Origin of the sequence: Mycolicibacterium nivoides (assembly GCF_003855255.1) — a bacterium.
In the GTDB taxonomy this organism is placed as follows: domain Bacteria; phylum Actinomycetota; class Actinomycetes; order Mycobacteriales; family Mycobacteriaceae; genus Mycobacterium; species Mycobacterium nivoides.
This window is the reverse complement of record NZ_CP034072.1, coordinates 1-13,204: the sequence shown is the minus strand read 5'-3', so window position 1 is coordinate 13,204 and position 13,204 is coordinate 1. Positions and strand designations below refer to the sequence as shown.

At 64.5% G+C, this 13,204-nt stretch carries 15 protein-coding genes; 3 read left to right on the top strand and 12 right to left on the bottom strand.

All coding sequences use genetic code 11. The annotated features are described in order from the left end of the window. Window positions 1-220: 220 nt before the first annotated feature. The 10 genes from EH231_RS00080 to EH231_RS00035 form a co-directional block, all read right to left on the bottom strand. The gene (locus EH231_RS00080) at window positions 221-499 is read right to left on the bottom strand and encodes a hypothetical protein (RefSeq protein ID WP_124711625.1); all 279 of its coding nucleotides are present in this window, start codon (window positions 497-499) and stop codon (window positions 221-223) included. A 90-nt stretch (window positions 500-589) separates the two neighbouring features. Continuing rightward, window positions 590-1,150: a hypothetical protein gene (locus tag EH231_RS00075; protein ID WP_124711624.1), complete on the bottom strand. Its 561-nt coding sequence runs from the start codon at window positions 1,148-1,150 to the stop codon at window positions 590-592. A gap of 750 nt (window positions 1,151-1,900) precedes the next feature. Then, window positions 1,901-2,572: a trypsin-like peptidase domain-containing protein gene (locus EH231_RS00070; protein WP_124711623.1), complete on the bottom strand. Its 672-nt coding sequence runs from the start codon at window positions 2,570-2,572 to the stop codon at window positions 1,901-1,903. Further along, window positions 2,569-2,742 (bottom strand): amidohydrolase, encoded by a 174-nt coding sequence (locus EH231_RS00065; protein ID WP_124711622.1) that lies wholly within the window; start codon window positions 2,740-2,742, stop codon window positions 2,569-2,571. The genes EH231_RS00070 and EH231_RS00065 overlap by 4 nt, the downstream gene beginning before the upstream one ends. Then, entirely contained in the window at window positions 2,739-3,380 is a 642-nt protein-coding gene (locus EH231_RS00060) for a hypothetical protein (protein ID WP_241177854.1), read from the bottom strand. The genes EH231_RS00065 and EH231_RS00060 overlap by 4 nt, the downstream gene beginning before the upstream one ends. Beyond that, window positions 3,377-3,658 (bottom strand): hypothetical protein, encoded by a 282-nt coding sequence (locus EH231_RS00055; protein ID WP_124711621.1) that lies wholly within the window; start codon window positions 3,656-3,658, stop codon window positions 3,377-3,379. The genes EH231_RS00060 and EH231_RS00055 overlap by 4 nt, the downstream gene beginning before the upstream one ends. 45 nt (window positions 3,659-3,703) lie before the next feature. Next, window positions 3,704-3,943: a redoxin NrdH gene (locus EH231_RS00050; RefSeq protein WP_124711620.1), complete on the bottom strand. Its 240-nt coding sequence runs from the start codon at window positions 3,941-3,943 to the stop codon at window positions 3,704-3,706. Between the two features lie 536 nt (window positions 3,944-4,479). Beyond that, window positions 4,480-5,520 (bottom strand): DUF932 domain-containing protein, encoded by a 1,041-nt coding sequence (locus tag EH231_RS00045; RefSeq protein WP_124711619.1) that lies wholly within the window; start codon window positions 5,518-5,520, stop codon window positions 4,480-4,482. 346 nt (window positions 5,521-5,866) lie between these two features. Continuing rightward, complete coding sequence (locus tag EH231_RS00040) at window positions 5,867-7,546, bottom strand: ParB/RepB/Spo0J family partition protein (RefSeq protein WP_124711618.1); 1,680 nt, start codon at window positions 7,544-7,546, stop codon at window positions 5,867-5,869. A 358-nt stretch (window positions 7,547-7,904) separates the two neighbouring features. Then, window positions 7,905-8,327 carry a thermonuclease family protein gene (locus tag EH231_RS00035; protein WP_241177853.1) on the bottom strand — a complete coding sequence of 141 codons (423 nt, stop codon included), beginning with the start codon at window positions 8,325-8,327 and terminating at the stop codon, window positions 7,905-7,907. Between the two features lie 272 nt (window positions 8,328-8,599). Between EH231_RS00035 and EH231_RS00030 the strand changes: the two genes are divergently transcribed. Beyond that, complete coding sequence (locus EH231_RS00030; protein WP_124711616.1) at window positions 8,600-9,895, top strand: integrase core domain-containing protein; 1,296 nt, start codon at window positions 8,600-8,602, stop codon at window positions 9,893-9,895. Between the two features lie 96 nt (window positions 9,896-9,991). Continuing rightward, window positions 9,992-10,324 carry a hypothetical protein gene (locus tag EH231_RS00025; protein ID WP_241177852.1) on the top strand — a complete coding sequence of 111 codons (333 nt, stop codon included), beginning with the start codon at window positions 9,992-9,994 and terminating at the stop codon, window positions 10,322-10,324. Between the two features lie 313 nt (window positions 10,325-10,637). Here EH231_RS00025 and EH231_RS00020 read toward each other — a convergent pair whose 3' ends face one another. After that, window positions 10,638-11,231: a hypothetical protein gene (locus tag EH231_RS00020; RefSeq protein WP_124711615.1), complete on the bottom strand. Its 594-nt coding sequence runs from the start codon at window positions 11,229-11,231 to the stop codon at window positions 10,638-10,640. Between the two features lie 86 nt (window positions 11,232-11,317). Between EH231_RS00020 and EH231_RS00015 the strand changes: the two genes are divergently transcribed. Next, a protein-coding gene (locus tag EH231_RS00015; RefSeq protein WP_124711614.1) for an IS3 family transposase occupies window positions 11,318-12,462 on the top strand; the annotation gives its coding sequence in 2 pieces (ribosomal slippage) (window positions 11,318-11,585 and window positions 11,585-12,462; 1,146 coding nt in all). A gap of 133 nt (window positions 12,463-12,595) precedes the next feature. Here the strand turns inward: EH231_RS00015 and EH231_RS00005 are convergent. Beyond that, a complete protein-coding gene (locus EH231_RS00005; protein WP_124711613.1) occupies window positions 12,596-13,096 on the bottom strand; it encodes a hypothetical protein in 501 nt (166 codons plus the stop codon). Window positions 13,097-13,204 lie beyond the last annotated feature (108 nt).

Here is a 13,204-nt window from a genome sequence, read left to right as displayed (position 1 = left end):
GCGTAGTGCGGCCCCGGGTGTGGGTTGAGCCGCGGTGGGCCCCAACGATTACGCTGGGCGCACCTGCTGACAGGCATAAAGGTGAGTGTCTACGGACTTGGGCCGCCGTAGGTGGCCATCTGCCGGCGGCACTTAGTGCGCCGGCACCACCCCTACCGCCGGATCAAAAGAAAAGCCCAGCGGCCAGTGAACTGGTGGCAGCTGGGCTGTGCTTGATTGCTCAGTACTCGAATGGATTTCGCGGGTGATCAAGATGGTTCAGCATCTCGGCGGCGCCGGCGTGATCGGGTGAACCGGTGTCGGTGTAGCCGGTTTGGATGATGGCGACGAGGTCGTCGTCCTGCTGCAGGACGTAGCGGGGTGTTCCCGCTGCGCCCTGGTGGATTTGGCTCTGGGCGGCGGCCACGAGCTGGCGGCGGCCGCGAAGCGGATCGGCGTCGGATCCGATGGTTACTCGTTCGCTCGTGTCGTCGCTGGTGGTCAGGGTCCAGGTCGTCATGGGGCTATCGTCGCGCCTCTGCGCGGGCCCGTCGAGGGCCGCAGGTCCGGTTGTGGACAACTGCGACCCTCGCGGGTGTCCTGTGGATAACTAGTGCGGGTTGTCGGCGAGTGCTCGGTACCCGGCGGTGGTGGGGTCTGCGCGGTGTTGTTCGCCGTCGAGGCAGACGGCGATCGCGGTGTGGTGCGCGAGTTCGAGGATGTCCATGGTGGAGTCGAACGCGGCGCGGTCGAGGATCTGGAAGGTGAGCGACCCGAGGTAGACGTCGGTCCATCGGGCGATGCGGTAGTGGGGCTGCGGTTGGCTCTCGCGCGGCATGACGGCGTAGGTGGGGCGTTGAGTCCAGTCGATCGCGATGGTGGGCCGGTCGTAGGGGTCTTCGTCCGTCGGTTGGGGCGCGCCCAGGTCGACGGGCAGGTTCACCATGGTCGGGCGTGCGGCCGACAGGGCTTCGCGGACACCTTGTGCTGCTTGGGCATTCAGGAAGGTCATGAGGACACCACCCCAGGCGAGAGTGACTCGGACGTTGCGGGTACGGGCGTGGTGGACCGTGAGGTCGGCGCGCTGGGTGCTGCGCAGGCGAATGAAGGAGTTCGCGATGATGGCGGTGGGCTGGCCCATCTCGGCCGCGGTGATCTCGGTTTTGGACATGGTTTTTCTCCGTTCGGGTCGGGAGTGGTTGCGCCGGTTGGCGTGTGGATCAGGGGGACCGGCAGGGTGGCGCGGTCAATCCCCGAAGAGCGCGTGATGGTGGGAGCCGGGGTTTCGGCCCGCGAGCGGCAGCGAGCTTGATAGGGCCGAAACGGTCACTCGGCCGGCGGACACCAGCGCGCGTGTGGGTTGACCGTGACGGGTCCCTGCCGGTCAGACTGAGACACGCTGACAGGCAAAAGAAGGTGAGTAGGCTGCCAACCCGAAAGCCCGCCGTAGGTGGGCTATCTGGCGGTCGCACCTAGTGCGCCGCCACCACAACCACACCGGAACACGAAAAGACCCGGCCAACCCCGAGCGGGGCCGGCCGGGCCAGCGAGCTGTTAGAGCCGGGCGGTGAGGCTCAGCCTCGACCTCCACGTTCGATGAGCTTGGGACTCGGCCGGTGGCTATCGTCGTGAGTAATCCGGCCCACGAGTCGGTCGGCCAAGTGCACGAGTAGCGCACCGACGAGCACAATCGTGCAGGCGGCCAGCGTAACCGCGAAGGGTTTCGTGATCGTCGACGACATCGGGGCGGCGGCGAGGACCATGCATGCGGCGATCGCCACGAATTGGCCAGCCGACGTCACTACGGTTCCAGCTGGTCGCAGCACCCGGGCGAAGATCCTGCGTGGGTGCCGGCCGGCCTCGTGGGTGCCGTCTGGCAGCGGCTGACTTTCGACAACTCGACTCACTTGCGCTCCTGTGGTCACTGGGGGCTGATCGGTGGGGTGCCGATGGCGTTGAGTGCGTCGCTGAGGCTGGCGAATCGGCCGAAGTTTCCGCCGGCGATGGTGGTGCGGCCGCCGAGCCAGATGCCGATGACGTGAACTGTTCCGTCGCCGGTGTCGGTGGTCCACACGGGGCCACCGGAGTCGCCGCCGATGGTTGGGGTCATACCGACGGTGAGGTACTGGTGGTCGCCGAAGCTGCGGGTGACTTCTCCGCATACGATGCCGGTGGTGATGCCGGCGCGGCACACTTTCTGTCCGGGCCGGGGCTTGGGGTGGCTGTTAGCGGTTACGGGTTGGTCGTCGACGAACGGCACGGGAAGGGTGCGTAGGCCGAAGTCGATGAGTCCGTAGTCGGCTCCGCCGATGCCGGGCGGGTCGACCAGGGTGCGGATGAATGTGCCTGTGGCGCCGCTGTATTGGTCTCGGATGGTTTCGCCGGGGCGGGTGGCGCAGTGTCCGGCGGTGATGGCGTAGGTGTTCTTGTCGTCGCCGATGTAGACCCAGCCGAGGGTGCATGCGTTGCTGGCGGTTTCGAGGCGGTCACCGGGCTCGACCAGCTGCAGCGCGGCTGCAGCAGGAGCTGCGGGAACGGTGGCCAGGGCCGCGGCCGCGGTGGCGATCGCCGCGATGAGGCGGGAGGGTTTCACGCGGTCCTCCGGCGGCGGCGAAGATGACGTTCGGCGTGCCGTTGGGCGCGGACACTGAACGTTTCGAGCCAGGTGCCGGCGGTCGAGGCGGCGGCCCGGTGGCGGTGGATGACGGCGACGGCGGCCGCGGTGTTGCGCAGGATCGCAGCGTCGGGCATTGGGGCGGTCATGGCGTGTCCCATCCGGGCTTGGCTGCGGCCTCGGCGCGGCGCCGCAGGTTGGCAAGGTCGTTGCGGGTGTCGATGAACAGCTGGGTGAGCAGTTCGCGTTCGACGTCGCATTCGGCGAGTTCCTGCATCCGGATCGCGTGGTCGTGGAAGGCGTTGCGGTAGGCGGCATCCAGAACGTCGCGGGCGTACTGGCCGGCGTTCTCTCGTGGCGCGATGGCGTCCTGGTAGGCGTCGAACAAGTAGATGGCCAGGCCTTTGAGTTGATGTGCGGTAGGCGGCCGATCGGGGCACAGCGCGATTGTGCTGGGCTGGGTGCGCGCCAGGTCGAGCACGGCGACGGGGTCGGGATCGTGGCCGGCGGCGACGAGTGTGCGGATGAGTTGGTATGCCCAGCGGGCGCGGGGTCGCCAGATCGCGGTGTTGGGAACCAACTCGAGGATGGCGCGGACACGGGTTGCGGACAGCCACAACAGGGCGCCGATCAGCTGGTGTTGGGGTTCGGTCTGCTCAACGAATGCCTCGGCGCGCCAGTCGTCGGTGGGGCGCTCCTCGAGGTCGCTGTCGCTGAGTCGCAGCCAAGAGTCATCGCCAGACACCGCGGTCCCCGGTTCGAGGGTCTGTACGACACTCGGGTTCATCGCGGGATCTCCTTGTCGATGATGGTGTGCACAACGGCGTAGGCAGCGCGGCCGATCCGGATGCCGTCGTCGAGGAACTGGGCGACGTCGCGGCCGTCACGGCCTTCGACGAAGTCGGAGTCTTCGACTGGTCCGCGCAGCTGGGCCAGTTGTTCGCAGGCACGCTGAAACGAGGAGATACCGTCGGCGAGCTCGGTGAGAAGCGTCGCGCGTGTGCGGTCGACCAGTTCGGCGTGCTCATCGTAGTCGGTGACGGTGGGCAGTGGGTGAATTGTCATGTCGTTAAGGTCCTTTCACTGGATTGGCCATGTGGCGGCGGGCCGTCAGGCCACTGCCATCTCGGCCACGGCCTTGATGCGGTCGGGCCGGAATCCCGACCAGTGCTGGCCGCCGGCGACAACCACGGGAGCCTGGAGGTAACCCAGTGCCATGACGTAGTCACGGGCTTCGCTGTCGAGGGTGATGTCAACTTTCTCGTACGCGATGCCCTGCTTGTCGAGAGCCTTGTAGGTCGCGTTGCATTGAACGCACGCGGGCTTGGTGTAGACGGTAATTTGCGACATTTCAGGCCTCCGTTAAATTGATTTGGCGGGGTTTATATTCACTGATTCTACTGGCAGATATAGGGTTATGCCACACCTATTCAAAAGAACTTTGTTGCGTTTTCCTATCGTTTATCAGCCTCCATTCTTACTTACGTTCCGATGCGTCCCGCACCTGATCATGGGTAGTGTGCTGCCATTCTTTTTCCGTTTCTGGCAGGCTTGTTATCGCTGGTTGCGGCGTGTAGTGCAAGGTTTCGGGCGGAAAGTTTTCAGTGAGCGCAGCGAGCGTCTCGGAAAAGTTTTCGCGCCGGAGGTCGCAGCGAATGCGGAGCCGATGGCCTTGCATGGAGTCGCCGAAACAAGCGCATAATTTCGACTGCAGAAACGGGGAGCTGTTTGTTTGTGATGGTGCGCCGCGAATTACTTGTTTCGGGCGAATCGGTGATGGATCTGTGGCGTGAAAGATCGGTAGCGCCGGAGGCGTTTCCGCACGGTGGTCGGCCGAGAGTCGCGGGCCCGCCGGCTGGCTGCGCGGCGGGCCCGGACTGTTCCGGTCAGAGGGTTTGCAGCATCATGAACGCATTGGACTTGAGCGTCTGGGCACTACTGCCCAGGGTCACCGCCCGTAGCGCGCGGACTGCTTCGGGGTTGCCGCGGCCGCGGACTTTGGCGTGGTGGTCGACGTACTCGGTGACCGCGTTGTATGCGCCCCAGCGGGTTCCAGCGATCGGTGCGACGGTGGGGGAGGACACCCACAGTTTGACGATGCCGCTGGCTTGTTCGCGGCGAGCGTTCTTGGCTGCCAGGCTGGTTGCGCCGTCGACGTCGACCAGGCGGTTGGCGAAGGCGTGGACCTCGTCGGTGTCCATCGGCGTCGTGTAGAGGTGGGCGGCCTCGGCCTGGAACACGTCGAGGTAGCGCCACGCCAGCCTCAGGGCCTCGCGGGCTTGCTGAATGGCGATGCGGGCGCTGCCGGTGTGGCGGATCGCGAAACTGGCTTTGGCTTCGCGAATCGCTGCGGTCTGGGTGTTGGCGCACACCACGCGGACTGGGGTCACGATGCCGCGGAACGCTGCGCTGCCGTCGTGTGAGTTCAGCGCGGCGATATACAGGTCGGTGCGGTCTTTCGAGCCGTCTTTGCCGTCGAACACCATGGTTTCGGGCAACTTCAAGGTGACGAACGTTTGGCGGCCGCCATTGAGGGCGCCGGCGGTCTCAAACACTGCGCCGCTCTCATCGATGAGGGCGGTCAGGAAGTCGCACGAGGCCTCGTTCTGCAGGGGCTGATACTTGCTGCCGACGACACCCAGTACGTCGATCTGCCCGGGGATGATGGGGTTATCGCGCACGGTGGCGTAGTGGTCGGGGACGACCAGCGGGTCCGGGGTGATGACACTGCCGTCTGAGGTCACGATGGGATCCTGGGCGACCTGCAACGGCACCTTGCGCACGTTCCATCGGGCGAGGTGGGCGGCCTCCAGAACCTCCTGCGAGGTCATGAGGTGGCCGACTTGCTGGCCGAGCTGGTGCCAGGCGTCGGTCTGCGAGTCGGCGAAGCTGACGCGGCCACGGGTGGAATCGAGTTGGTGAGCCATGGTGAGAACCTTTCGTGAGGGGGCGACTCGGGGCCGCCCGTTCTGTTTGCCTGTCCGGCAAGGAGATCGAGAACCGGCATCAGGGCCGGGTAAGCAGCAAGGGCCCGGCGGGGCCGGTTTCACCGGTGAGCGCAGCGAGCCGCTGAAGCCGGTGCCGAGCCGTAGGCCGAAGCGGTGCCCTTGTGCGGCCGGCCCGCCGGTTACGATCGGAGGCCGGAAGGCAAACCACTTCGTGGGCCTACGCCGCAAGGCGTAGACGACGTATCCTGCAGCGCCGCAGGCGCTTCCATTTCGCCGAGCCGAGCGGGCTGCAGAGGTTGGTGTCCTCCACAGCCCACCCGGTCAACTAGTCGGCGTCCTCGCCGGGTTCGTCGTCCTGGTCCTCGGTTCCGGACTCGTCGGCCTGCAGGCTGTCGTCGTACACTTCGTCGGCGGTCCGCTCACCGGCGATGACCTGTTCGACCGGGGCCAGCTCGTAGGAGTTGGCGACCAGGAAGCGCAGGTAGTCGATGGGCTTGACCACGTCGTACCCGCCGTAGCGCCAGGAGTCCTTGGGTGTGCGGGCTTCCAGCGCACCCAGTACCAGCCCGAGGGTGACGACTTGGGCGCGGCCATCAGCGGTCGGCGCTAGGTCGCTGACCAGCTTCCGAACCGCAGCGGTCGAATCCACCCCGAGCAGCTTGGCCGCCTGCGTCGCCCCGTGGAACTCCTTGATGAGACCGGGATCGCGGACCAGGCAATCTGCGACGAAGATCGCCGCACCCTTCGGAGGGGTTTTGCGGGACAGCAGCTTGGTCACGAACTCCTGGCGAACGGGCGCGGCGGCCTCGGCCATCCGGTTGAGGGCGATGACCTTGCGCCGTTCACGCCGCAAGGTCGCTGCCCGCTCGGCCTCTGCGGCAGCGGCGTCGTCGCGGGCCTGCTGGGCGTCAGCGTCGGTCACGTCAGCCTCGGCCTGAACAGTGGTGTCACGCTCGGCGCGTGCCGAGACCTGGTGGCCCAGCTGCAGGCCTGCCGCTTGGCAGTCCAGGCAGTACCAGTCGGGCGAGTAGAACGTCGTTTGCACCACGCTGTTGACGTGCCGCAGGCCCTCTTCCGGGGTGGCCTCATCGTCGTCCCGGGTGGCCCAGTCGATCGAGTCCTCGTCCACGATCTCGCCGGTTTCGGCGTCGGCGTAGCCGTCCTCTTCGTAAAGCATGACCGCCCAGTGCGCAGGCTCGGTGACAACGGCGTCGGTGGGGCGCTCTCCCTCTGCGGTGAGCAGGTATTCGATTGCCACGCAGGTGATGTCGTCCCATGCGGGTGCTTCGTCGTGCTCGATCACGCGGTAGCCGCGTTCGGTGAAGTCCTGCACGGCGGCGGCATATGCGCGGTCACGCTCGCGGGCCTGGCGCAGCTCCTCGACACGCAAGGCGAACCTGGTGGTCCCGGCAACGGCGATGAGCTTTTCGATTGCGTCGTCGTCGCCGTCGAACTCGCTGAGTGCGGCGGCTTCGTCCAGGCTGAGCTGGCCGGTGTCGAGTGCATTCATGGCGGCGTTCGACTTGGCCGCTGCGGCAGCAGCTTTGACGGTGTCGCGTTTCACCGACAGCTTCTTGGCGACCTTGGTCTGCGAAACTCCGGCGTTGAGCATCTGCTGGATGCCACGTGCGCGCTGGGCCTCGGTGATGGCATGGAACCTATCGTTGGTGACGATCTGGTGCACGATGCGCTCGATGGTTTCTTCGCTGGCGTCGGCTGCGCTGGATGGCAGGACGTACACCGGCACGCTGGCCAGGCCGAGTTCGCGGGCCGCAAGGGTACGCATCTGGCCGTTGCGGACCCGGATCACGTTGGGATCCTTCGCGCTGCGAACGGCGGTGATCGGCGTCAGGACGCCGTTCTCGGCGATGCTGGCCAGGAACGACTTGTCGAGGGTCGCCTCGTCGCGGACGTTCTCACCGATTTCCAGCGTTGCGGGATCGAGGTGTTCGAGCGTCCCGAACTGTGCGGTCTCAACAACGTCCTGCTGGGTGGTGTCGGTCATCTCAGTACCTTTCAGGTGGGAGCGACCCGGAGGCCGCCCGTTCTTTTTGCCTTTTGGCACTGGAGATTTGGGCGGGTGTGGGGGAGCCGGAGTGCAAGACCCGGGCGCAATGTCTTTCCCAGCGAAGCCACCGGGAGCGTCAGCGACCGCGGCGAGCGCAGGGAAAGACATTGCGAGCCCGCAGGGCCCGGAGCGTCGCGCAGCAGCGGAGGCCGGTGTCTTGGCGCGTAGGCGAGCCACCCGCCACAATCGGAAAGTGCAAAAGGCACAAGAACAGCCATGTCACCTGCTCGACGCAACCACCACCAGCCGGCACCGAATTACGACCACCTGATCACGGGTGGCCGGCACCTTGCGCCTACTCGGGAACCGATTCTGTCGCGCCAAAGCAGGGCGGTCCCCAGAGGCCTACGTGCAGGTTCTTCGCCTCGTTCTGAGCCGCGGAGAGTGCCGCGAACCGCTGGACCGGGCGCTTGCCGTAGGTGACCACCTGGGACATGCCGGCCCGGACCGATTCGACCGAGAAATCGCGCCCATCAGGAAGGTCGAGGTAGGAAAGCGTGCGACCATATCGGTCGGTCTGGGCCTGGGTCGGGTCGGTGACCATCGAAACACGCTGTCCCACTGGGAGAAACGTGCTTGCCCATGAGGATGCTTCCGGGCCGCCACAGCCGACCGTCCATCCTCGCTTGCGGGTCTCGGGGGCGTTGATTCCGAGGATCCGGATCCGAAGTCGCCCACGGTCATCGTGGCGGATGTCGACGGTGTCGCCGTCGACCACTCGGACCACCGTGGCGTTACTCCCACCGGCGGGGTCAGCGTTGCCAACAAGGGGCGCGCAGGAGGGGACCAGTAGACAGCAACCCAGAGCAAACACGAGGACAGCAGCGCGGCGAATCAGGACCATATGATCAATGTTCGCCCTGGACCTGGGGTTATTCCATATCGAAACCTCGCCATTCTGGGGGTGTCGACGCACCGCAGTGTTATGTCTCAGGACATCGGTGACAGTTCCAGTGGTCTTGGTGGTGACACTTCTGGCTCCAGGCTCGGGTGGTGGCCGTTAATGAACCTATCGATCCTCGTGTTCGCCTCGCCATCTCGCAGTGGCCTGACGATGCACCTCGCGGGGCGGTAACGACGTTCTGCGCCGAGCACGGTATTTCTCGAAAGGCGTTCTACGCGTTGCGTAGACGCGCCAAGGTCGACGGGCCGGCCGCAGTGCTCGAACCCAGGACTCGACGCCCGAAGACCAGCCCGTCGACATGGAGCGATGAGATCAAGGATCAGGCCATCAAGGTTCGTACCGCGCTTGAGCAGTCCGGTCTGGATCACGGGCCGATCAGCGTGCACGAGAAGATGCGCGTGATGGGCCTGGAGCAGGTCCCGTCCACGGCGTCACTGGCACGCATCTTCCGCGAGGCCGGTGTGGCACGCCTGGAGCCGAAGAAAAAGCCCCGCTCAGCCTGGCGGCGGTTCGTGTATCCGGCCCCGAACGCGTGCTGGCAACTCGACGCCACCGAATACGTCTTGACCCGTGGACGCAAGTGTGTGGTCTTCCAACTCATCGATGACCACTCCCGCTACGCCGTGGCCTCGCACGTGGCCTGGGGTGAAACCGCCGAGGCTGCGATCACCGTCTTCGACAAAGCTGTCGCCAATCATGGTGTGCCCCAACGGCTCCTGTCTGATAACGGAGCAGCGCTGAACCCGTCGCGGCGCGGGTGCATCGGCCAACTCGTCACCCACGTGGGCGCTCTGGGCGTGGAGGCGATCACGGGTAAGCCCTACAAGCCCACCACCCAAGGCAAGAACGAACGCTTCCACCAAACCCTGTTCCGCTACCTCGACAAACAACCCCTCGCCGAGACACTCGACGAACTGCAAGCCCAGGTCGACACATTCGACCGCATTTACAACGCCGAACGCCCCCACCAAGCACTGCCCGGCCGCGTGACCCCGCTAACCGCGTGGGAAGCGACCCCCAAGGCCGATGCGCCCCGACCGAAACCTGACCGACCCATCTTCCAGCGCGTCCCCAGCCGGCACCAACGCCCCCGACCGCAGCTGCCCGCCGACCTGCCTGCCGGCACGCTCCTCAGAACGGTGTCCACATCAGGCACTATCGGCCTGGACTCGGTGTCCTACAAGGTCGACGTGAACCTCGCGTTCGCGCACGTCCTCGTCGTCAGCACCGGCAACAACACCGGCGATGCGGTCATCATCACCGACCTGTACGGCGAAGTCCTCGCCGAGCACACCCGCCCCGCACCCGGCATCACCTACGTCGGCAACGGCCGACCCCCAGGAACCCGCCCCAAGACCACAGAACCGTCACCGAAGTCCTGATACACCAACTGTCACCCATGTCCTGATGCAGAACTGTCACCGATGTCCTGAGACATCACATCGACGCACCGCAGGAAAGCTGAGATACTCGAAAATGTGTTCGATGGCGTGTTTGATGACTGGTCGGGCGAGATTTGCGGGTACCGGACCCTGCACCTGGTGGACCGGCCGGTTCGCATCGACACGGCCAAGGCCTTCCCCGCTCTGGGCACGGCACCGCGTCGCGACGAACTTCCGATGTGGGTGAAGGCCGGCGGGTACTCGATCACAGGGCCGTGGATGCCCGGGCGCCAAATCGCATGGATCCGGCGCGCTAACGACGGAGCCTGGATCGCGGTGTGCCTTCTTCCGATCAGAAGCGGCAACGGACACGAGCACACGACGATGCAGCTCTGGCTCGAAGCCGACACCATCGCGCCGCTGGAATGAACATCGGTGCTGCGCGCAGGGTGAGTGGTGGGAGTAGCACGATCCGCATACAGTCGGCATCTATGACCAGACTTCGTGACCAGATGCTCGAAACTCTCCGAAGGGATCTCGTTGTCGCCGAATCATGTTGCAGTGCCACTGATTTTCGGCGGCTACGTCACGCTGTTGACCGGTTCGCCGAAAGACCACACCTAGACACCCCGATGGCCGCTCGGGATCACCTGCGAACGGGAATAGGCGTGTTGCGCGACATGGCGCGGGCAGGTGAGCGCCAGCACCGACCGCGCCTCTGATCCGGCCCGACGTCGTGCCGCTAGTCGGTGGTGTCGGCCGCCGGCGCCGGCGCTGGCGTCTGCTGCCACATGCGAGCACCCCAAATCGCAACCACGCCGAGGAGCGGTGGGCCGAGTACAACCAACGCGGCAAGAACCGGGCCGTCAGCAGGATGTTGATGGATCGCTCTGCCTGTTGGCAACAGCGCTATGTTCCAGGCGATGACTGCAACAATAGAAAGCGCTGTAAAGGACAGTTTCACGGCCTGAGAGTTTGTTGAGTAAAGCGCGATATTCACCGACTTTAGAGCCGTGCCCAATCCTGCGAGCACACCGCAGTAAACTAGGGCGTATAGCCCTATCGCCATTTGCAATGTGATAGAGCGACGAACTTCGTCAATGTCTGCACTACTCAGATTGTGATGCGCAGCAACAAGATAGGTGCGCACGACCAGAGCAGATACGATCGCCAGAGCGGCGTACGTGGCCACGTCCATAGTTTTGGCTACAACCACGAAGCTGGGGCGGTTGGAAATCGCTACCAGTTTTGACAAGCCTTGTGCAGCGGCGTGCGGTATTGCCACAAGTGCGATGAGCTTACCGACCAATGCCCACATTTCCGCTGAAGTATCCATTTCCCCTGGCGTGTTCCCACTGAGTGAGTCCAGCTTGTTTTAGAGTCCTGTGGCCCGAGGTCGGGCCGGAAGGGACGATGAAACACATGGCTGGTCGCAAGCGGCATTCCGCGGAGGACATCGTGCGCAAGTTGCGCCGCGCGGATGAGCTGGCTGCCGAGGGCAAGACCGGTGAGCAGATCGCCGCCGAGCTGGAGGTGTCGCCGGCCACGCTGTACAACTGGCGGCGCACCTACGGCGGGATGGACACCGACGCCGCCAAGGAGCTCAAGGAGCTGCGCGAGCAAAACGCCAGGCTCAAGAAGCTGCTGGCCGATGCCGAACTGGAAAAGGACGCGCTGCGGGAGGTCGCGAAGGGAAAATTCTGAGCCCAGCTGCCAAGCGCCGCGCCGTGGACATGCTCAAGGACGTGTTGGGTATGTCGGAGCGGTTGGCGTGCAAGGCCGTTGGGCTGGCCCGTTCCACCTGCCGCCGGCTGCCGCTGGCCCAGACGCCACAGGATCCCGACGCTGAAATGAGGGCCTGGCTGCGCGCCTATGCCACGAAACACCCGTGTCATGGGTTTCGGCGTGCCTGGGCGGCGTTGCGCTACGACGAGCACCGTGAGGTCAACAAGAAGAAGGTCCACCGGCTGTGGCGCGAGGAGGGCTTGCAGGTGCGGGTGCACAGCCCGCGCAAGCGGGCCGGGGTGTCGTCGATCCCGGCGATCGTCGCCGATGCGCCGAATGTGGTGTGGGCGATTGATTTCCAGTACGACTCGACCGTCGACGGCAAGGCGATCAAGATCGCGTCGATGATCGACGAGCACACCCGGGTTTCGCTGCTGAACCTGGTGGAGCGCTCGATCACCGCCGACCGGCTCGTCGATGAGCTCCAAGCCGTGTTCGCCGCGACCGGTGGCCCGCCGAGAGTGCTGCGGATGGACAATGGGCCGGAGTTTATTTCCCAAGCGCTGCAACAGTTCTGTGAGAACAAGGTGGGCATGGTCTATATCCCGCCCGGCACTCCGTGGAACAACGGCCACATCGAATCGTTCAACAACCGACTGCGAAAGGAGTGCCTGAACCGCAACCACTGGAACACCCTGCTCGAAGCCCGGGTGGTCATCGGCGACTTCAAGCACGACCACAACCACCGCCACCGGCACTCAGCCCTGGGCTACCGAACCCCGGCCGAGTACGCTGCGGCATGCAGGCACACCCACACCCCGATGGCCTGCCAGATCAACTGAATCCGGATCAAACAAACCCGACTCTAGAACCGGGTGGACTCAGTAACGGGGACTCGCCACCCCCACTTAGTGACATTTCGATGGTTTCGTCACGTGACATCAAATTCGGACATTGCCCGCGCCGACCGTCTGGTCAATGAGCTTCCAACATCCATTCATCCCAGTTGCGCGCGAGATGGGCGTCTGCCGTAGCGACTTCACCATCGGTTAGGGCCGCGCCGAGACTCTCCCGGATCAGAGCCCGACTTTCATCACGCCATAGCGGGCGACCAATACGAGCAGCCAACAAGCCGATGTAGTCGGTGACAATCTGCATAAACAGAGCCGCGTCGGTTCGCCACGCCCAGCCGAGAGCGCGTCCCATGACGTCGCCGGCACTGTAAAACTGACCATCGTTTTTCTTGCTGTCCGCAACGATCCAGTCAACCTCGCGCTGCACTAGCGCTTGGAGCATGGATGCCAGCACGTTGGCGTCGTCGACGATCCGGGCGGTAGCCGGCACCAGGTGGGCCACGACATTCGCACCGGAGACGATGTGCGCAGTTTGTCCCGCCTGAGCTTCTGAGACCAGTGCGTTGAACTTCGTCTTCGCATCGGTGATCGAGCGCATTCTTGTTGGGTTCAAGACGACCATGAGGCGACGATACCACCAGAGACCTAAATTTAGGTCTTGTTTTGAGTTCTATATTACTGACCTGATTTCAGACCTGTTTAAAGATCCGATAAGCTATCTTATGTCAGC